Genomic DNA, 20,361 nt, shown 5'->3' on the forward strand with positions numbered 1-20,361 from the left:
GTTTCGGCGGCGTGAAAGCGGCAAGGTGATGATGTTCAAATCGATTTCCCAAAACGTGACGATCGTGATCTCCCTGATGTTGCGGGAGATCATCACGCGCTACGGCCGACGCGGGCTGGGCTTTCTGTGGCTGATCGGCGAGCCGCTGCTGTTCACGGGCGCGGTTATCCTCCTGTGGTCGTTCATCAAGGCACCTTATCAGCACGGCGTTCGTCTCGCCCCCTTCGTCATGACGGGCTATATGGCGCTGATCATGTTCCGACACATGGTGAGCTATTCCATGGGGGCGATTTCGGGGAACCTAGGCCTTCTTTTTCACCAGAAAATCAAAATATTGCACGTCTACTTGGCGCGGTTCTTTCTGGAACTGGGCGGGACGACGCTGGCCTTCCTGATCGTCTACGCGGTGTTGATGGCTTTCGGTCAGGTGACCTGGCCGATGGACCCCCTGCTGCTTTACTACGGCTGGATATCGCTCTTCATCCTATCGATCGGCATCGCCCTCGTGGTCAGTGCGCTCGCCATGGAATTTGATGTCGTTGAACGTATTGTCCCGGTGCTCATGTACGCGGTTCTACCGTTCTCCGGCGCTTTCACCATGGCGGCTTGGTTGCCTGCTAAGTACCGCGAAGTTTACCTCGCCGTCCCCATCCCTCACACCGTCGAGATGATGCGCGCCGCCATTTTTGGCGAGTTTGTTGAAACTCACTACGACCCGCTCTATCCCCTGTTCTGGGGGGGGCTGCTTGCCGTCCTGGGCTTGATCATGATTTCGAGAGCCAAGGAACATATTGATGCCGACTAGACCTCAGACGCGCCTGAGCCAAGGGCGAGGAAACTACTGAATGAGCGACTCTCGCGTTACGTTTCTGGGTGGGGCGGCTCTGGGGGGGGCAGCCCAAGGCGAGCAGGCGCGCGCCGGGTCGGGCCCATTCCTCCTGAAGCCCACAGCGATCGCCTTCGGCGTTGTGGTCCTGTTGCCCACCTTGCTGGCGGCGATCTACTTCCTGTTCATCGCCTCGCCGCGATACGTGTCGGAAGCGCACTTCGTCGTCCAGAGTGCGTCCAAGCAGCAGCCGTCCAGCCTTGGCGTCGCGCTGCAGGGGGTCGGTCTGTCGACCAATTCGACGGATTCATTCGCCGTCCATGAGTACATCCGTTCGCGCGACGCGCTCACCGCGCTCCAGTCGCATCTCGACGTGAGGGCCATGCTGTCGCGATCGGGCGTCGACGCCTTTTCTCGTTTCCCGGCGCCCGGGCAGGGCGCTACCCAGGAAGACCTCTACAAGGCATTTCAGCGTCGCGTGATGGTCGGCTACGACACGACGACCGGCATCAGCACCTTGCGGGTGCAGGCCTTCACGCCGCGTGACGCTCAGGCTGTCGCCAGTGCACTTCTTGACGGTGGTGAAGCCCTGGTCAACCGGCTGAACGAACGCTCTGCCGCCCAGGACGTGGAGGATGCGGAGCGCAGTGTGATGGAGGCCGAGGCGCGCCTGGGCGCTATCCAGCAGCGCCTGACCACTTATCGCAATCGCGAAAGCATGCTCGATCCGGAAGCGTCGGCCAAGGAAGGTGCGGCCTTTCTAGCTGAGTTGCAGGGCACCTTGGCGAGCCTACGCGCCGACCGAGCGCTGCTCGCGAGCCAGGCGCCGCAAAGCCCGCAGTTGCCTGCCCTTGACGCCCGGATTCGCGCCTATGAGCAGCAACTCTCCATCGAGCGGGCCAAGGTGGCGGGCAACGCCGATTCCCTGGCCACCAAGGTCAGCGGATACGAAGCGCTAATGCTCGAACGCACACTGGCCGATCGCGCGCTTACCGCCGCCAGCACGGCGCTGGACGCCGCCCGGGACTCTGCGCGTCGCCAAAAGCTCTATCTTGAGCGGGTGGTAAGTCCTAATCTTCCTGATAAGGCGACGGAACCTCGGCGTTGGCGCGGCATTATGGCCGTGCTGGTCACGACGCTGCTGCTGTATGGCGTGGGCGGCCTCTTGTGGGCAGGCCTCAGGGAGCACCGGCAACTTTGACCTCGTTGTCAACGGAGGACATTGGGCTCGAGGTTTCCAATCTCGGCAAGACCTATGCTCGAACTGCCAGTGCGCCGCCGCTTTTCCGAAATCTCAACTTCACGGTAGGTCGGTCCGATCGTCTGGCGATCCTGGGGCGAAACGGCCAGGGCAAGTCGACGATGATCAAGATTCTCGGCGGGGCGCTGGCGCCCACCGAGGGACGGGTCAACTGGCGTATGACCAACTCGTGGCCGATCGGCTTCAGCGGCGCCTTTCAGGGCAGTCTGACCGGCGTGGACAATGTGCGCTTCCTGGCCCGCATCTATGGGCGGGACTTCAAGGAGTTGATGGGGCTTGTCGACGGCTTCGCTGAGCTGGGCTCAAAGATGACAATGCCGGTAAAGCATTATTCTTCGGGCATGAGGGCGCGACTGGCGTTCGGTCTTTCCTTGGCTATCGATTTCGACTGCTATCTGATCGACGAACTAGTCGCCGTCGGTGATGCCCGTTTTCAGCGCAAGTGCAACGAAGAACTCTTTGAACGCCGCGCGCAGCGCGCCTTTGTCATGGCGTCTCACGACATGCGGACGGTCGGCCGCGTTTGCGACCGCGCGCTCATCATCGAGGGCGGCCGCGCCAAGATGTTCACGGACGTTCACGAGGCGATCGACATCTACACATGGCTGAGAGCGGCGTGAGCAAAGCGTTGCGACTGGGCGTCCTGCAGATGCCGTCATTGCGCGGGTCCGGCTGGCGTATCGGCCTGAAGGCCGCTGCTCGCGCGAAGGGTTGGAGCGTGGTCAAGGGGGCGGACGTCCCTCCCACGAACGACTGCCCTGGGCATAGCATGGTCATTCTCTTGCGAGACGGCGCACAGGCCCTCGCCATGGCGCCGTCGCTGGACGCCTGCGTGGTCATCAGCGATCCATTGGACGAAATCTGCCTGGCGGTGGCGGCGCTCTACCCAGGTAAGACGATCAAGGCCTATGCCGTGGCGGCCGAGCGGTTGGCGGCGGCGGTCACCTTGGTCCGGGAAGGCGCTTGCCTGGTTGAGGGGGCGGCTGCGGAGGCGGACCTGCCGTTGATCGGCAGGGTGTTCGGCAATGCTTCGATCGAGGTGGGGTCGTCTGCAGCGACGCTCGATCCGGGCCCGCTCGATATGTTCAGCGGAGCCTCTACGAGAGGACCGGAGCCCGGGCACAAAACGAATTGGCCCTGGGACCTCTTCAATTTCCGAACGACGCCTCGCTCGCTGGTCGCGCCTCCTGAAGTCGATCTGACCGGGCGCGCCCGGGTTATTTTCCATGGCCCGCGTTTTTCGCTGCCATCGGGGGAGTGGCGGATCCGGCTGCGCTTTCACCTGGACCCCGAAGATCGCGAATCTCCGCTGAGATTCGAGTGGGGCGGCACGGATGATTTTGAACACCTGGAGCTTCAGCTCAAGGCGGCGGGTCTTTACGAAGTCGAGTTGACAAAGCGTTGGGACAGGCCTGTTGCGGCCGAGTTGCGGGTTTGGGCGGCGGCCGCCCATTTTGTCGGCTCATTCGAGTTCTTGCACGCCGACGTCACTTATCTGGCGCGCTGATTCCGCTTCCCGGGGTCGAGTAATTTGAAACAGCAGGTTGAAGGAGTTCCGCCAATGGCCAGGCCGTCTGGAACAGCACAGCTCTTATCGCCTGACGCATCGCCTGAGCACGTTTCTCCGAGGGCGGCGGCGCCTGTGCGACGGCTTGGCGTCTTTCTGTTCTGGGATCCGAGCGAAACCGTCGAGGATTACGTCAAGGTCTCGCTGGCGGCGGTTCGTCCTTATTTCGAGAACCTGATCGTGGTGGTCAACGGCCAGGTCGACAGGGAGGGGCAGGACGCCCTGGCCGCTGTCGCCGACGAGGTCTGGTATCGCGAGAACACGGGTTTTGACGTCGGCGGCTACAAGTACGCCGTTGATCGCCTGGGCGTCGAAGCCATCGCGGCCTACGACGAATTCGTGCTTCTGAACTATACTTTTTACGCGCCCTTGGGCGATCTGGGAGCCATGTTCGACCGGATGGACGCGTCCGGCGTCGATTTCTGGGGCGTGACGAACTTCAAGGATGCGAAGCAGAACTTCGTCCAGTCCTATTTCATTGCGGCGCGATCCCGACTGACCGGGAGCCAGGCGTTTGCCGACTACTGGGCCGCCATGCCTACGATCATGTCGATCGATGACTCGATCGAGCACCACGAGAAGGCGTTCACGGCCTTCTTCGCCGCCAAGGGCTTTTCCTGGGACGTGGCATTTCCGACCGAGGCGGGCGAGTTCGGCAATGTCACAATCGCCTCGCCGATCCAGCAGATGGCGGATGGCTGCCCGACGCTCAAATACCGAGCCTTCACCTTCTCGCTGGAAAGCTTGCGCCACCGGGAGGCGCCCTATCCCGCGCGAACCCTGGAGCATATTCGCAAGCACACGGACTATGACGCCCGACTGATTGTCGATCATCTGGTTCGGAGCATGTCTCCCGCGGCGTTCGCCGCCAACATGCAAACGGTGACGGTCGCTGCGCCGCAGGCCACGAGCGAGATCACGCCGCTGGGCGCGGTGGGCCTGTTCCTGAACGTGGTTGATATGGCGGCGCTGGAGGGCCTAGCGCCCGTCCTGTCGGCCCTGGCCGCCCGAGGCACGGTGACGCTCTTTGTCCGGATTCCATCCGCCGAGATGGAAGCGGAGGTGCGGCGGGTCGTCGGTGGAGATGCGGCGGTGGTGCGTGTCGGCGCGCCGACCTCGACCGTGGCTGCGCTGTTCTCATGGTCCGAGGAGGTGGACTTCCGCCGCTTCGATCTCGTGCTGTCGCTGGGCGATTTCACGGGCGGACGCCGGATAAACGCTTGGCTCGACAATCGCCTCTCGTTCTACGTCGACAATCTCGTTGCCGGAGACGGCGTGCTGGACGCCGTCGCGCGTCAGTTTGAGGACGCCTCGATCGACATGGTGATGTCGCCCGCCAGCCCCTATCTCGAGGGCCGGGACGACCTTTTCTGGACGAAAAACAGGTTTGAAATTCGTCGCATGGCCGCCGATTTGGGCCTTCGTGATCTGGACGGAGCGAGCAATCTCCATGGTCCCCATTCGGCCTTCTGGCTCCGGGGCGAGGCGGCGTTTGCCCTGGCGTCCTCGTACGACATCGTCAGCCAGCGCCGGACTTTGGATGTGGGCGAGCAATTCAACCGCCTGATCCCGGCCTTGCTGGCCGCCCGGGGCAAGATTGCCTGGCGATTGATCTCCGCGAGCAATGCGGCCCAGGCGATGGCGGCTGCAAGCTGGATGGTTCCACAGTCCATTGAAATGCGGATGGAGAAGGACAGGGAGACCGAGCGCCGTATTGCGGCTCAGCTGCTCACCAACGATAAACTGGAACGCGCCCTGAAAGCCGCCCGGACGCGGCTGTCCGAGGTCAACGCCGCCCTGGAGGTCGCGCTTGGCGACAAGCGGGTTCTGGAGAGCGCTCAGGAGACGTCGCGGTTGGCGGTCGCGGAAAATCGCGAGCTCAGGCTGCTCTACAATCGCACGGCTGAGGAACTGGCGGAGCTCCGTCGCGCCGCGGTCGGACAGTGGGCGCAGGCGACGGAGGACAATCGCTCGCGGCGCGGCGTCAAGAGGATTTGTCGGTGGGCGAGGCGTCAGGGACGGAGGCTGCCGACGTGATTGCGACGCCTTATTCGCGCGCCTTTCATCCCGCGGAATTGAATGCAAGGCGCGTTCTGTTGGTGGCGCAGGGGCCCTGGCACCTTGATATGTACGCCAGCGTCTTCACGGCTTTGCCTGAGATCGATTGGACGGTCTATTTCGAGGCACCCGGCGAGGCCTTGGCACCTCTCGCGCTCGCGGCGCCGTCAAACGTCCAGTTGATCGGCAATATGACCGATGTCCTGCTGCGTATGGACGATTTTGCTGTCTGTTTGACGACCCTGGCCACGCCCCATCGGGCGCACCTCAGAGGGCTGCAGATCTTCACGGCCTGCTCCCGGTTGGGAATTCCCGTGCTCGAGCTGCAACACGGTCTTTTCCAGCTGGGCGTCGCCTTCGTCGAGGTGTCCAAGACGCCAGGCTCGGGTTTCCCGAGCGCCGCCATGGGGGCGGCCGCGAGGAATTTCCGCGACGACCTGATCGGCTGGTCCGGTGAGGACGGGATCGGTTTGCCGCAGTTCCATGACCTGAAGCCTGCATCCGACGACGGCTATGTGCTGATCCTTTCGAATCTGCATCGGTCGGTTTTCTCGGAAGTCGAGCGGCGTCTCTTCTATGAGGGTGTCGCTCGGCTGGTGCGTAAGCATCGGGGCACCAAATTTTTCTGGAAGCCGCATCAGTCGGAACTCCAGCGCAAGCTGGAGCCGCTCTATGCGCCGCTCATGAGTGAGGTCGGCGCGAATCTTCATCTGCTGACCAAGGAGGCCATGGCCGGCACGACGACGCTGGAGCTCATCCGGTGCTGTTCGCGGGCGGTGTCGTCGTTGTCGTCCGTGGTGCTTGAGCTCGAGATGTACGCCAAGCCAACGCTGCTCTACGCGCCCGTCTCGATGGAGGGGGCGGTTTCGATCATGGGGACTGTGCATCCGTTCGTCGATGATCTCAGCCTGTCAGCGGCCTATGACGACCTGCTGCAGCGGCCCGACGCGTATCGGATGCAGACCGGTTTCCTCAAGCCTTTCGAACCCGAAAAGCTGCGGGCGATCCTGAGAAGAAACTGGCGCTCGGGCGGAGTATCAAAGGCCGATCTGGCGCAGGCGATTCTCCCGAGCATCGAGTTTCTGGAATTGACCAGCGCGATCAACCGTATGAAGTCGGACCTTAGGTCGGCTATCAAGGGCTGATCGCGACGACGGCGTTGGGCGTCGCCAGACCTTCGGGTCAGTTAATTTTTCGTCCTGAAATCGACGAGTATGGGGTGATGGATATGGATGATTTTTCTAACAAGATAGTGGGTGTTATTGCATCTCTGTTTAAAATTCCGGCCGCAGAAATTTCGGATGATACTGTAGCTATGGATGTTGATGGCTGGGATTCTTTAACGCATACCGAGCTTATTCTTCTGATCGAGGAAGAAATCGATCATCCGTTGCCGATAGCTCGGGTGATGGAGTGTGAAAACGTGGGCGACCTCATCGAGGTGGCCCGCAAGGCCAGCGTGACCGCAGATCAATGACATCGCGTCGAATTCTTATTCGCGGCAATTGTCACGCCCAGTATCTCGGCGCGGCGCTGAAGGCTACGACAAACCATGAGGTGCGTGTCGCCGGCCTTCCCTATGACGGGCCGATTCATTTTGGTGGTGCAACGGCGGACTATACCGATCTAAACCAAGGGCTTCGATGGATACGGGAGGCCAAAGAGCGGCCGATTTTCATCGTTCAGGCGACGCCTGGAAAGCACTATCTGTCGGAAAAATGGATTTCGATGGGTATTGAGCATGACTTGGTGAAAGTTCCGTTCCTCAGATTTGGTGCGTTCGAGTTAAGTAATCTTCCCGGAACTGACGAGGCAGCAAAGTCTATTCGGCTCGAAGTCCGCAAGGATCGTATCTTTAACGAGATGGGGGCGATCGCGGCGGGGCGGGATGCATCCGATATCGATTACGTCATGGAGGCGTTTCGCGCTGAGCCTGCTTTCTATAGCCATTCCCACTATACCGGTGAAGTCTTCGCGCGGTTGTTCAGCCTGATGCGCGGGTCCGCTCTTGATGAATCGCTTGGGGCGGGCGGTTTCGATGCCTTCCTCTCCGCCGTGCGCCAGGATGCCGGCGTGGGTCATCTTATGCGGCCTCTGCCTGATCCGCGCGTGATGGCAGCCATGGGGATGACGTGGACGGCTGAAGATTTGTCGGCGCAGGTCATTGCTGCTGGACAGAGAAATGGGATGAAAATCCAGCTTCCGGACAACGGCGTGGTCGCTTACGCTTTGTTTGATCGAAAGTTCAAAGCCTATCACGCCACGAAAAATATCGCCGACCTTCTGACTTGCGTGCAGTTGTACAAGGCGGACAAGTTCTATCTACGATGGGCAGGTAACATTGTCGGCGCGTTGATGACGCGCGGCAAGTTGATGCATGCCGCGATTGTTCTTTTCCATCGCCTGGCGTTTGACGACTCTCGCGGTAGGACCTTGGGGATTGCCTTGCCTCATCTGCAAAAATTGAGCGGATCGGCCGCCGCGCGTCGCATCGCAGATCGTTATGCCGAGGCTTACCCCGATAGCAGCGCTGTTTTCGCTCGCGAGATCATGCAGAAATTTCTCTGAAGTGAAGCAAGGTGCTGTTTTGATTGCGTCCACCCTCCTGGAAGCCTTGGACCGTCATGCCGTCGAGAAGGGCGACAAGGCGTGCGTCCACTTCGTCACGCAAGGCGAGACCACGCCGCAGACCTATGCGTCGATGCGCACCGAGGCCCTGCGTGCGGCGGCGATGTTCGACGGTTTGGGCCTTGAAGCGGGCTCGGTGGTCTTCATCGTGCTGCGCCATCAGGCCGAGCTATATTCTACCTTCCTGGGCGCGATGTATGCGGGGCTGACGCCGTCCTTCCTGCCGTTCCCCACGCCGAAGCAGGATGCAAACCTGTACTGGTCGAGCCATCGGGAGCTCTTTCGTCGGGTCGAGCCGGGGCTGGTCCTGACCTACGCCGAAAACATCGCGCCCCTGCGCGAGGCGTTGGACGGCCTGCAGGCCGAAGTCCTGGACGTGCGGCGGGTCGCCGATTTCCAACCGCGAGAGGCCGGGCTGAACCCGGCGGCCGACCGCGTGGCCCTGCTTCAGCATAGCTCCGGCACCACGGGGCTGAAGAAGGGCGTGATGCTCACCTTCGGCGAGATCGCCGCCCAGACCGAGGGCTACGCCAAGGCCATCGATTTTGACGCGAACGACGTCGTCGTCAGCTGGCTGCCGCTCTATCATGACATGGGGCTGCTCTCGAGCTTCCTGATCCCCTTGGCGCTAGGCGCGACGATCGTCTCGCTGGACGCCTTCGAATGGGTGTCGAAGCCGGCCATGCTGCTCGAGGCCATAGAGCGCCACCGCGGCACCTTGAGCTGGATGCCCAACTTCGCCTTCAATCATATCGCCCGGTTAAGGCCGTCCGGCTCGTCTTATGATCTGACGTCGATGCGCGCCTTCATCGCCTGTTCCGAGCCGTGCAAGGAAGAGACCTTCGCCCAGTTCGCCGACAGGTTCGCCGACTGCGGCGTCACGCCCCGGTCGATCCAGGCCTGTTACGCCATGGCTGAAACCGTTTTCGCCGTCACCCAGTCCAATCTCGATACGCCGCCGGCGATTCGCCGTGTCGACGGCGACGAACTGGATCGGACCCAGCGGGTGCGGCTGAGCGAGGCCGACGGGCGCGCCTATGTCAGCAATGGTCGCCCTATCGAGGGGCTGGAGATCGCCATCGACAGCGCCGAGGGGCGCCTGCTCTGGTCGCCGGCCGCGAACAGTCGGGCGACCGGGGACATCGTGGTGCGCGGCGTCAGCCTGTTCTCGGGCTATTACCGCAATCCCGAAGCGACGGTGGAGGCGCTCAACGACGGCTGGTACACGACCGGCGACGTCGGCTTCTTCGCTGACGGCGAGCTCTACATTTGCGGCCGACGCAAGGAACTGCTGATCGTCCATGGCAAGAACTACTACGCCACGGACATCGAGGAGGCCGTCAACCGCATCGAAGGCGTCAAGCCGGGCCGGGCCGTGGCCTTCGCGCTCTACAGCGAACGCACCCAGAGCGAGGAAGGTTATGTGGTCGTGGAATCCGAACGTTCGGCCGAAACCTGGACGGCGCTGAAGCGCGCCATCAAGGAGGGCGTCTTCTCCCAACTGGATCTGACGCTCCAGACCGTCCTGGTCGTCGAGCCGGGCTGGCTGGTGAAGACCACCAGCGGCAAGATCAGCCGCAAGGAAAACGCGCAGAAGTATCTGGCGGCCAAGGACGCGAGGCCTTGAGGTCCAGCGCTGCTCGGCCGGCTTTCAGCGGCGTCGTCCGCGTCGCGCTCCTGCTCGATCAACCGGGCGAGGTCGAGGCGGTGCTTCCGGTGATCCAGCGGGCGGAGACGCGCGGCGATCTCGTCCTTTCGGCCTTTTTATCGCCCGCCTTCGCGCAGGGGCGGCCCCATATGGCCAAACGACTTGTGGAATGTCACGGAGCGACGGTGCTCGCCAGCGCATCGGTGGACGATGTTCCCTTGGCGAATTTTGATGTTGCGCTGGCGCCGGTGGTGTCCAACCATCCTCGTCACGCCTTGGCTCAGCGCTTTATACGCCAGGCGCGAGTGGCGGGACTGGCCACCGTGACGATGCAGCACGGTCTCGACAACGTCGGTATATCGAGGTCGCATGACATCGGCAGCAGCGCTGCCTATGTCATCGAGACGGATATCATCTGCGTCTGGTTCCCTGACAGTCACATTCCGGCGCAATGCGCGCCCGCGCTTCGGCCGCGCCTGGTCCACACGGGGCGGGCTTTCCCCGCTTCACCTGTTGATATGCAGGGCGGGCGGGAACTGCGGATCGGGGTGTTCGAGAACCTGCACTGGAACCTGTACGACGACCGGTTCCGCAAGGCCTTCCAGAGCAATCTGAGACAGACGGCGGCGGCCTTTCCTGACGTCCGCTTCGTCGTTAAGCCGCATCCCGGCGGCCGCTGGCTGCCGCGTTTCGGCGAAAGCGGCTGGCCCCCGAACATCGAGATGTTCGATCCTGATGATGATATCGGCCGGTACGACGCCTTCGACGTCATCAGCCGGATGAGTGCGGTGATCACCACCCCCTCCACGATCGCGCTGGACGCGGCTTGGCTGAACCGGCCGGTCGTTCTGATTCCGACCGAGGGCGCTGACCTGTACGAAGGCCTGGGCATACTGGACGGATGGGAGGCGTGGCGGACCTTTGTCGCGGAAGTGGCGTCGGGCCAGTACGACACCAGCAGCCAGGCGGCCTTCCTGGCACGTTCGGTGCGGACCGGCGACGGGGGCGCGGCGATTTGCGACGCCCTCATCGGCGCGGTGCGTTGACCGTTCCGGAGGCGTCAACGGCAGGCTTGCTGTATCTGTCCACGCCGACTAGCACGATGTGATGGTGCGCGTGGCTTGTCAGTGAGGAAATCCTTGTCCGCTGCACGACTGTTTTCGTTTTGGCGTCGTCTTCTGGGCGCGGGGAGCCGCGGTTCGCATCCGGACCGGCGCGCCGGGGATGCTGCGCGAGACCGGGGCGACTGGGGGACGGCGGCCGCGCACTACCGACAGTACTTGACGCGACACCCTGAGCACGCCGCCGTCCGGCTGCGTTTGGGCAACATGTACAAGGAAGCGGGCGACTATGCGTCGTCGCGAGCTGTGCTCGAGGCCCTGGCGACCGCCCGGCCTCGGGATCCCGAGGCGTTGCGGGCCTGTGCCGAACTGGAGGTTCATCAGGGCCGCCCGGATCGGGCCGTCGCCTGGTACGCCGCCGCCTGGGCGTTGAACCGCGACAGGCAGGCCGGCGCAGCACTCACGCGGCCGGACATCATGCCCTTCTTGGCTGCGCACCAACAAGGTAGGTCGGCTCCCATCGTGGACGGCGGAGTCGATGGGCTTCGCGATCTGGCCATCGAGGGTTGGGCCTTCGACGTGGAAGCGCCCCAGCGCCGGCTCGAGCTGATTCTGCTGGCCGATGGACAGGAACTGGCGCGGACCTACACGGGTCTGCCGCGCGACGATCTGGCCGCGCTGGGGCTAGCGCCGCCCGAGGCGGGCTTCCGGTTCGAGATCGGGCCGTTGCTGACCGCCGGACTTTTGGCGGGCGTCGTCAGCATCCGGCGGGCGGATGACGCCCGGGATCTGGCGGGCTCGCCGCTGGATCTCAGCGCGACCCGCGGTCTGCAGCGGTGGCTGTCGCGTCCGACCCCTGCGGTCGCCGCCCCAGATGCGACGCAAGCGCCAATTCTCAGCATCCTGATGCCGGTCCATGACGTGCGACCCGCCTGGCTGGAAGAAGCGCTTTCCAGCGTGTTCGCCCAGAGCGACGGGCGCTGGGAACTGGTCTGCATCGACGACGGGGCCGCATCGCCTGCGGTCAAGGCGATCCTGGCCGCCGCCGCCGAAAAGAGCGGCAGGGTCCGTCTGCACGCTCATGCCCGAAGCCTGGGTGTCGCGGCGGCCACCAACAAGGCGCTGACGCTGGCGACGGCGGAGCATGTTCTCTTCATGGACCACGACGACCGGCTGGAGCCTGACGCCGTGGCCAGACTGGCGCCCCATCTCGGCGCGGCGGATCTGCTCTACGCGGACGAGGTCGTCACGGGCGAGAACACGGCGGACCTGCGCGCCATAGTGGCGCGCCCGGCCTTCTCGCGGCATTACTACCTCAGCCATCCCTATTTCGTGCACCCCGTGGTCGCGAAGCGCGAACTGGTGAAGGCGGTCGGCGGGCTGGATGAAGCCCTGTTCATTTCGGCTGATGTAGATTTGATACTGCGGCTGATCGAACGGGCCGGCAGCGTGGCCCACGTGCCGGCGGTTCTTTATCGTTGGCGGACGCATGAGGGCAGCGCGGGGCACGTTCGATCGGCCCAGACCACCATTGCGACCATTGGCGCGATCAATCGGCATCTGGCGCGCGTGGGGGAGGCAGGGGAAGCCGTGCCGGGACCGGTCTTCAACACCTATAGGATCGACCGCCAGGACCCCGGCGGCAGGGTTCGCGTGATCATTCCGACTCGCAACGGCGCGGATTTGCTGCGCGCCTGCATCACCTCGTTAAAGGCGACGGCGCCTTTCGAAGACCTGGACATCGTGGTGATCGACCATGATTCCAACGAGCCCGCGCTGGCGGCCTACCTCGAGGAGTTGGGCGACAGCGTGACGAGGCTGCGTTACTCGGGGCCGTTCAACTATTCCCGGATGAACAACCTCGCGGTTGCCGCCGCACCGCCGGGCGGGGAGTTCCTGCTGTTTCTGAACAACGATATCGAGGCGAGGGAAGCGGGCTGGCTGGAACGCCTGCGCGCTCTGGCCGCCTTGCCCGATGTCGGCGCTGTGGGGGCGACACTGCTCTATCCGGATGGACGTGTTCAGCACGCGGGCGTCATCGTGGGGCCCGGCGGCTATGCGGAGCACGCCTTCAAATTCGCGCCTTTGAATCTGAATGGTCGACGCAATCCCGGCTACAATTGTGGTCTGGTGGCGACACGGGAATGGTCAGCGGTAACCGGGGCCTGCCTCATGATGCGACGGGACGTTTTTGATGCGGTCGCTGGCTTTGACGAGGACCTACCTGTCGGCTTCAACGACACGGACCTTTGTCTGAGGCTGAGAGAGCGAGGGCTTGCGGTGCTCAACGACGGCTTCAGCCTGCTGACGCACCATGAATCGGCCACGCGGCGCCCGGCCGGAGAGGTGCGCCATCCGAATGATGCAGCTCGGTTCGCCGCGCGATGGCGGATGATGATTGAGAAGGGCGACCCCTTTTACAGTCCGCTGCTGTCGCTGGATCGCGATCATGCGCCGGACCACCCGGATGTAAGGGACGCCGCGCTGCGGAACATGCCGACGTGCGGGACTGGCGCTCATGGCTAGTTCAATCTTCACCAAGCTTCTCAAGTTCGGGCGGGCCGGCGACACTGCAAACGAAGTGCTGCGTCTGGCGCAGGCAGCTCAGGCCGAAGGACGATGGAGCGAGGCGGCGCATCACTACCGTCGGCATGTCGCTATGCGCCCAGAACGGGCGGGCAGTCGGCTACAACTCGGCAATATGCTGAAGGAGGCGGGAGACGCCGCAGGCGCCGAGGCGGCCTATCGGGAGAGTCTAGCGCTTCGGCGCGGGCCGGAAGCGTTGATCCAGTTGGGCTATATGGCCTTGAACGCGGGGCGGCTGGACGAAGCCGCCGAACTTTTTGAGGAAGTCCTGAACCGTTTCCCTAACCGGGAGGACGGCCGCGAGGGGTTGGTGCTCGCTGGCGCGCGTGAGCGTTTGCCCCACGTCGGGACGCTGCCGTCCAGACGAAACCTTTCGGCCCTGAAGCGCGCAATTGCCGGAGCCGAGGCGACGCTCGCCGCCGTCCGGCGCGCCGACATCACCGCGCTGGCGGACTATGGCGTATGGCGTAAGGCCTATGCCCTGGAAGCGCCGCCCGTCGATCCGGCGGGCGGGGTCGTGCAAGTGCGGGTCGAGGCTGATGGCGCCGCGCCTTTCCGGTTGCGGGGCACCCTGCAGTCCTTGCTGCGCCAAGAGGGCGTGGAATGGCGCGCTGTGGTCGCAGGGGCCGGGGCTGTGGCCGAGCATCCGACAGCATCGATCGCGGCCGTGGATCCCCGAATCGTCTTTTCGGCTGCCCCGAATGCGGACGCCCCGCAGATCGTCATGAAGGCCGGCGTCGTGCTCCACCCGTTGGCCCTAGCCTGGCTCGCCCACGCGGCGAAGCGCACGGATGCGGATGTAGTCTACGCCGATCATGACCACCTCATGCAAGCCGGCGACGACGGGGAAGTGTTCGACGATCCGGTCTTCTTCCCGGCGCCGTCGACGATCGATCTTCTGACGACGCCGATTTTGCCGACGGTGATATGGCGGCATACGCATGGCGAGGCGCGGGCGGACCTGGTTGCTGCGGCGACGCACAGAAAGGCGGCCCATCTGCCCTTTCTTCTTTCCAGCGAAATGCGGCTGCCCCAGACGGCTCGGTCTGGCCTGCCGGAGCCCGGCGATACGAAGCCGGGGTGGTTGGAGGCGGCCCCGACGCCGGCCGCAACGTGGCGGGCGGAGCCTTCCGACACACCCATCCGGGTGATCATTCCCACCCGCGACCAGGCAGGCATGTTGGGGACCTGCATCGCCTCGCTTCTGTCTCGGGCCGATCGTTCTGAGCGGGTTCACATCACGATCGTCGACAATCGCAGCGTAGAGGCTTCGACGGCGCGCTTCCTGGCGGAGGGGGTGCATCAAGGACGGTTTGAAGCCTTCGCGGTCGATGAACCTTTCAATTGGTCGCGCCTCAATAATCTTGCTGGGGCTCGAACCACGGAACGAGCCCTGCTGTTCCTCAATAATGACACCGAACTCCTGACACAGGGGTGGGATAGCCGCTTGCTGGATTTGCTCGAGCGGCCGGGGGTCGGCGCGGTGGGCGCGCGCCTTCTCTATCCTGACGGCTCTTTGCAGCACGGGGGCCTGGTGCTCGGCATGGGCGAGGGATCGCCTCGCCACGAAGGCGTGGGTGAGAGGGCGCTGAAGGGCGGTCCCTTGGATCGCTGGCGGCGTCCCCGTGAGGCGGCGGCGGTGACGGGGGCTTTTCTCGCGACGCGGCGCGAGGTCTTTGAGGCGGTGGGCGGCTTTGACGCGCGTGGTTTGGCGATCGCATACAATGACGTCGACTACTGCTTGGCGGTGCGGCGGCGCGGCCTCGCTGTCATTTACGCAGGTGATATCGAGGCCACCCATTTTGAATCGCGCACGCGCGGCCATGACGTCACCCGCACGCGGATCGCCTGGGATCAGGCCGAGCGCACGGCACTAGTGGAACGCTGGGGAACGGCGCTGAGGCAAGATCCGTCGGTCAATCCGCACTGGCGCACACCCTCGCCGAGGCCTTTCGACGGCCTGCGCCAACCCGATGTGCAGGAGGCGCTCGACTGGCTGACCGCCGCTGTGGAGTTTAGGCCTCCGGCCGGTGACCGATGAGCCGTCGCCGGACAGAATGGTGCGATTCTGACAGGCATAGCCGCTCCACCACCAGCTTGGCTGTAGTTCGGGGCGAGAGGCCGGGCGAAGTCTCCCAGAGGCGTAAGGCTTCGCGGCGACAGGTTTCCCATTCGAGCGCACGGCGGGCATTGGCGCGGATCGGATCCTTGTCTCCGTTGCCGGCGAACAGGACGCTCGTCAGTTCGACAGTGGGCCAGAACATCAACAAGGCGTCATTCTGAGTTTCCTCCTCACCGGGGCGGGTGAGGAGGGCCCGCAGATCGTCCGACCGATCCAGAACCGCCGCCGCGGACTGCACCTCCGCGACGTCCGGCCGCTCCGCGCGGGCGACGTCGGAGAGCTTCAGATAGTGAAAGCCGGCGTCGGGCGGTCGGGTCAGGATCTCTTGCCAGCGCTCTTCAACCATCGAGGGAGTGGTCAAAAGAGTCCACGGCGCCTCTGGGGCATCTCGCCGGTAAGGCCCTGGACATCGGGCAGGCCCCCTCGCGCTAGAACCGATAGCGCGCCTCTTTCCATCTCCCCCAGCATGATCAGGGCTTCATCTGTTGACCGCGTCGCCGCTAACGGAGCCTCATCCGCCATTACCGAACCCAATATGGTCGGCGTTAATGCAGGGGGCTGAGAATGGGGCATGGGCAGGCTTAAACGTCCAAAAGATACCGCCTCTGCTACGCGGGATCAGGCTGCCTGCGCGTCATGCTCCGCTAGCATTCGGTCGCGTTCCTCAGTCCACAACTGACCATAATCGACATCGATCCAATTCGGGAACCAGGGGCCGCCGTTGGTATAGTGGATGGCCGTCGGCACCTTGTCGGGCACCTCGTATTCGCCGACGAGGAAGTTCCAGTCTAGGTCTAGCGCGCCGATGTCGGCTGCATTCCTGATCCAGTTGAAGCGGTGCAGGTGCGCAGGCTCAGCCGTATTCACAACATCCGGTCTCAGAGCCTGAACATCGGGGTGACGGCCATTGAAGAGCATCATGGAGGACCAGTTCTTGCGCGGGTAATGGGTTTGGGTCTTGCCGTCCATCTTCACCGTCTGCTGCGGCGTATACTCATGCTGAACGACATAGACCGCCTTCGAGGGGTCAAGGCTGGCGATCTGGGCCGTGATATCCCCCGTGAAAAGGAAGTCGCAGTCGACGAACATCGACCAGCCGTCCGTGTCGGCTAGGAAAGGCGTCAGGAAGCGTGTCAGCGAGAATTCGGTCGAGGCTGTCTTGTCCGCCGGGCGTCTGTACAGGCCCAGCTCGCGAAGGGGGGGCTGCTTTAGGGGAGAGATGCTGACTTCGCCGACGGCGTGGCGAAGTAGCGAGTAGCGGCACACCTCCCAAGCGATGTCTTCGCGCGAGTCGTAGCCAACATAGATCTTCAGCATCTGGCGTCTCGAAGTTCGGGGGTAGCTGAGTGTATGAAAGCGCTCCCCTAATTGCTAGGAATTCTTAGTTTTTCTGCGAGTGTTTCGCAAAGCGGACACTGGGGGCTTCTATACTTCGAGCAGCGCGCGGCCAGCCCGGACGATATTCTGATCCAAGCGTCGGTAAGCTGAGGCGACCCGGTCGTAGGCGTTCAGCAAGGCGGGACGCAGGGCGTCGAGGTCCGCGTTCTGCTGGGTCAAACGCCTGAGCAGTCCCGAGATTCCGTCGTGGAACGCGCGCCCGGCAGCCCCCGTCCCTTGGGCTTCCGATGTAAGGTCAAGCGGGCGGAAGACCTTGTAGAAGAAGAGAAGATATGCCCACTCTTCGATAAAGGTCGTGTCGTCGGTGCCGTCTAAGGGGGGCAGGGGCAGATCGATCCCAGCGGTAAGGAATGCTTGCGCTGCAGCCTCCCGATCGATGCGGAACGGTGCTCGGTTGCCGAATTCGAAGACTGGCTCGTAGCGCGCGCAGGCACAATACGTCCTCCGCCCCGGAAACAGCATGTCGATCTGCAGGAAGTTCAGATTGGGCGCCTCGCTGCAAAGATAGACGCAATCGACGTCGCCCTCAGCATAGCGCAGCATCAGGTTGTGAAGGTGCGATCCGATAAAACCGACGTAGGCGGAATGGGCGTTGAACGCTTGAATCTGATCATCCAGCGACAACGTTTCCGGCCAGTAGACGGCGTTGCCGGACGCGTCGAAGGCATGGTCCAGCGCGTTTTCCCCGAAGGCCCGGCGCACCGCGCCCTTCAGCCGCGATCGGGAAATATAGGCGACCCGCTGGCGTTTTTGGATGTGCCCAGACCTCGCCCGTAGGGCCGAACGGAAGAAGCGAACGTAAGGCATTGAGGTGCGCAGGCCGAGTTCCAGGCCGGACTGCGGCACGTGCAGTCGCCTGATGCGGGTCGGTTCGACAACCAGCTTCAAACGGTTCTGATCGATCTGCAGCAGGTCTGCGAACGCCTTGAGCAGGTTCCAGGATGCGTCGACATGACGGCCGGGCAGCCCGGCGAAGAGGATGTCGAGTTCAGGCCGTTCGACGGCGTACCAGAGCCGGTTGAGCGACTCGAGCAGAACATGGCCGTACCCGCTGAACAGGACGCCGCCGAAAATGGCTTCGTCCAGCCCTGGCGCGGCCGGTGCTGTCGTCTCCGGCTCCGGGGGGGTCACAACCATTGGGATGTCGTGACGCCGGACCTGGGCGAAGCCGACCGCTGCCCCGTCTTCCGCTCGCACCCCCCCTGTGAAAACGCCGCCGGCCCGAGCCGTCAGGGGGAAGATGCTGGCGGGGATGACGACGTGTTGAAGCGGCGCCTCATCGCGGTCGATGGCGCTGGCGGCGTCGAGGATGCCTTTGATCCGTGCGTTCGACATCCCCTCGAAGACGACGAGGGCTTCGCCGACCTTGTGGCTGCGATGCGGGGGGGCTTCAGGCGCCAACTTGGCTCAGGACCTCCGAGGCGGCAGACATCGGCAGCCCCTTGTAGAAGTCTTCCAAGCTAGCGTCAGTCATCTCGACCTCCATCCACTGTTCCATGATCTCGTCATAGCTCGCGCTCAGGATCTGCGAGGCGGGGTCAAGCTTGCGAAGCATGACTAAGCCCGTCGGCGCGCAGTCGATGAGGGTGACTTCCAGGTCGGGGCGGTAACGCTGCAGGATCGGAACCAGTTTCCACACGTCGCCGGTCCAGTAGGATTTCAGTTCCACATCGCGGCGTTGGCCGGGGCGCCGCTCCCGCTCGGTCATCTCCGCGTTCAGGGGCAAGCAATCATGCATGAAGATGACGCCGTCGGACCCCATCGCCTTTTCCGTATTGATGAAATCGCGTAGCAGGAATTCGAAAAGATGCATCCCGTCCAGGAAGGCTAGATCGACGCCCTCGGGGAAGAAAGCCTTCAGGCTGCGCGTCTGGAAGAAGTCGTCGCTGGTGGTCTGGAACAGGTGAAGTTCGGGCTTCGCGCTCATGATGTCTTCGCGGAACATGAACTTCGGATCTACGCCTATGCTCGGCAGATCGATCCGCCTCAGGCTCTTGCCGATGTTCACGCCGATTTCAAAGTAGGAACGGGCCCCGCAGGCCGGTGCAAAACGTCCCAGGAACTCGAGGTACTGAACGCCGCCGTGAAGGTGACGAGGAAAAGCCGTTGTCATGATTCCGCTCCATTTGGGGCAATAGCTTGGTTGGTCTGGGCCCATTTCACCAGCTGCCGCACGCCGTCACGGAATGGCACCTGCGCCGACCAGCCCAGCCCGTCGCGGGCCTTGGCGACATCAGCTACGGCATGTCGAATATCGCCGGCCCGATAGGCGCCGCTGATGCGACGGCCTTGGCTCTTCAGCTCCAGATCTTCGAGGATCATGTCTGCGGCGGCCAGGATCGACGAGGCCTCGCCCGAGCCGACATTGAACAGTGACCCCCCAGCGTCAGGCCGCAGGGCGGCGGCGACGAATGCGGCCACCACGTCATCGACGAAGATGAAGTCGCGGTAGATCTCGCCGTCTTCATAGATATCAAGGGGGCGGCCCGCCATCGCCTGCTGGCAAAAGATCGACAGCACGCCGGTGTAGGGGTTTCGCAGGGACTGACCGGGACCATAGACGTTCTGGAGCCGGAGTATGACGACATCCCACGGCGCGGGCGTCTGCTGCAGCAAGTACTCCTGCATCAGCTTCGTCGAGCCGTAAACAGATCCGGGGCGCGGGGGGAGGCTCTCGTGTGTGGGGGCGGGGGTCAGGGGACGGTTCTGATCGTCGAACAGGTCGAAGACGCCGTTGGCCATGGACGCGACCGAACGAGGCTCGGGGGCGGCCGTGCGACCCTCGGCGTCGATATAGGCGCCCTCGCCGTAGACGGCGCGCGTGGCCGCCAGAACCACCCGCTGCGGAGGCGTTTCCAAGGCTTTCAGAGCTTCGATCAGATTGGCGCAGCCAACCACGTTCACCGCGGCGTAACGAGAGGGTTCGTCGGCGGACTGGCCGGTGCCGGTCTCGGCAGCCAGATGATAGACGATATCGGGGCGGGCTTGTTGGACGGCGGTCGAAAGTGCGGCGGCGTCGCGCACGTCGCCTTTGATCAGTACGCCGGCCAGGTCGAGTTGCGGCTGAGGACCGTGGACCTGTTCCAGTAGATTGTCGAAAATCACGACCGAGGCGCCGGCGTCAGCCAGGGCGCGCGTTAGTCGTGAGCCGATGAAGCCGGCCCCGCCGGTGATAAAGATTCGTTTGCCTTGCAGGGGCGCCATTA

17 protein-coding genes are annotated in these 20,361 nt (G+C 63.3%); 12 read left to right on the forward strand and 5 right to left on the reverse strand.

The features are described 5' to 3' along the window. Window positions 1–28: 28 nt before the first annotated feature. From ACIQTU_RS02630 to ACIQTU_RS02685, 12 genes are all read left to right on the forward strand, one after another. Window positions 29–805, forward strand: coding sequence for an ABC transporter permease (locus ACIQTU_RS02630; RefSeq protein WP_400541906.1), 777 nt, complete (start codon window positions 29–31; stop codon window positions 803–805). Between the two features lie 40 nt (window positions 806–845). Continuing rightward, on the forward strand, window positions 846–2,027 hold the full coding sequence (locus ACIQTU_RS02635) for a chain-length determining protein (RefSeq protein ID WP_400541909.1): 1,182 nt from the start codon (window positions 846–848) through the stop codon (window positions 2,025–2,027). Then, window positions 2,024–2,707: an ABC transporter ATP-binding protein gene (locus tag ACIQTU_RS02640; RefSeq protein ID WP_400541912.1), complete on the forward strand. Its 684-nt coding sequence runs from the start codon at window positions 2,024–2,026 to the stop codon at window positions 2,705–2,707. The genes ACIQTU_RS02635 and ACIQTU_RS02640 overlap by 4 nt, the downstream gene beginning before the upstream one ends. Continuing rightward, the gene (locus ACIQTU_RS02645) at window positions 2,689–3,594 is read left to right on the forward strand and encodes a hypothetical protein (RefSeq protein WP_400541915.1); all 906 of its coding nucleotides are present in this window, start codon (window positions 2,689–2,691) and stop codon (window positions 3,592–3,594) included. The genes ACIQTU_RS02640 and ACIQTU_RS02645 overlap by 19 nt, the downstream gene beginning before the upstream one ends. 135 nt (window positions 3,595–3,729) lie before the next feature. After that, window positions 3,730–5,691 carry a rhamnan synthesis F family protein gene (locus tag ACIQTU_RS02650; RefSeq protein ID WP_400541918.1) on the forward strand — a complete coding sequence of 654 codons (1,962 nt, stop codon included), beginning with the start codon at window positions 3,730–3,732 and terminating at the stop codon, window positions 5,689–5,691. Further along, window positions 5,688–6,857, forward strand: a complete 1,170-nt coding sequence (locus tag ACIQTU_RS02655; protein WP_400541921.1) for a hypothetical protein — start codon at window positions 5,688–5,690, stop codon at window positions 6,855–6,857. The genes ACIQTU_RS02650 and ACIQTU_RS02655 overlap by 4 nt, the downstream gene beginning before the upstream one ends. A gap of 14 nt (window positions 6,858–6,871) precedes the next feature. Beyond that, entirely contained in the window at window positions 6,872–7,189 is a 318-nt protein-coding gene (locus ACIQTU_RS02660) for an acyl carrier protein (protein WP_400541924.1), read from the forward strand. Further along, window positions 7,186–8,280 (forward strand): hypothetical protein, encoded by a 1,095-nt coding sequence (locus ACIQTU_RS02665; protein ID WP_400541927.1) that lies wholly within the window; start codon window positions 7,186–7,188, stop codon window positions 8,278–8,280. Before ACIQTU_RS02660 ends, ACIQTU_RS02665 begins: the two co-directional genes overlap by 4 nt. 46 nt (window positions 8,281–8,326) lie before the next feature. Beyond that, window positions 8,327–9,967 carry an AMP-binding protein gene (locus tag ACIQTU_RS02670; protein WP_400541930.1) on the forward strand — a complete coding sequence of 547 codons (1,641 nt, stop codon included), beginning with the start codon at window positions 8,327–8,329 and terminating at the stop codon, window positions 9,965–9,967. Next, window positions 9,964–11,034, forward strand: a complete 1,071-nt coding sequence (locus tag ACIQTU_RS02675; RefSeq protein ID WP_400541933.1) for a hypothetical protein — start codon at window positions 9,964–9,966, stop codon at window positions 11,032–11,034. Before ACIQTU_RS02670 ends, ACIQTU_RS02675 begins: the two co-directional genes overlap by 4 nt. 81 nt (window positions 11,035–11,115) lie before the next feature. Next, entirely contained in the window at window positions 11,116–13,575 is a 2,460-nt protein-coding gene (locus ACIQTU_RS02680) for a glycosyltransferase (RefSeq protein WP_400541936.1), read from the forward strand. Beyond that, window positions 13,568–15,676, forward strand: a complete 2,109-nt coding sequence (locus ACIQTU_RS02685) for a tetratricopeptide repeat protein (protein ID WP_400541939.1) — start codon at window positions 13,568–13,570, stop codon at window positions 15,674–15,676. Before ACIQTU_RS02680 ends, ACIQTU_RS02685 begins: the two co-directional genes overlap by 8 nt. Here ACIQTU_RS02685 and ACIQTU_RS02690 read toward each other — a convergent pair. The 5 genes from ACIQTU_RS02690 to ACIQTU_RS02710 all read right to left on the reverse strand — a co-directional run bounded on the left by ACIQTU_RS02690 (window position 15,651) and on the right by ACIQTU_RS02710 (window position 20,359). Next, complete coding sequence (locus tag ACIQTU_RS02690; protein ID WP_400541942.1) at window positions 15,651–16,118, reverse strand: hypothetical protein; 468 nt, start codon at window positions 16,116–16,118, stop codon at window positions 15,651–15,653. The two genes, ACIQTU_RS02685 and ACIQTU_RS02690, sit on opposite strands and share 26 nt — an antisense overlap. Before the next feature lie 257 nt (window positions 16,119–16,375). Continuing rightward, window positions 16,376–17,074 (reverse strand): hypothetical protein, encoded by a 699-nt coding sequence (locus ACIQTU_RS02695; RefSeq protein WP_400541943.1) that lies wholly within the window; start codon window positions 17,072–17,074, stop codon window positions 16,376–16,378. 108 nt (window positions 17,075–17,182) lie between these two features. After that, window positions 17,183–18,556 carry a glycosyltransferase 61 family protein gene (locus ACIQTU_RS02700; RefSeq protein WP_400541945.1) on the reverse strand — a complete coding sequence of 458 codons (1,374 nt, stop codon included), beginning with the start codon at window positions 18,554–18,556 and terminating at the stop codon, window positions 17,183–17,185. Then, a complete protein-coding gene (locus ACIQTU_RS02705) occupies window positions 18,546–19,268 on the reverse strand; it encodes a class I SAM-dependent methyltransferase (protein ID WP_400541948.1) in 723 nt (240 codons plus the stop codon). Before ACIQTU_RS02705 ends, ACIQTU_RS02700 begins: the two co-directional genes overlap by 11 nt. Then, window positions 19,265–20,359, reverse strand: coding sequence for an NAD-dependent epimerase/dehydratase family protein (locus ACIQTU_RS02710; protein WP_400541951.1), 1,095 nt, complete (start codon window positions 20,357–20,359; stop codon window positions 19,265–19,267). The genes ACIQTU_RS02705 and ACIQTU_RS02710 overlap by 4 nt, the downstream gene beginning before the upstream one ends. Window positions 20,360–20,361 lie beyond the last annotated feature (2 nt).

The organism is Brevundimonas sp. NPDC090276, assembly GCF_044772165.1.
Taxonomy (GTDB): Bacteria; Pseudomonadota; Alphaproteobacteria; order Caulobacterales; family Caulobacteraceae; genus Brevundimonas.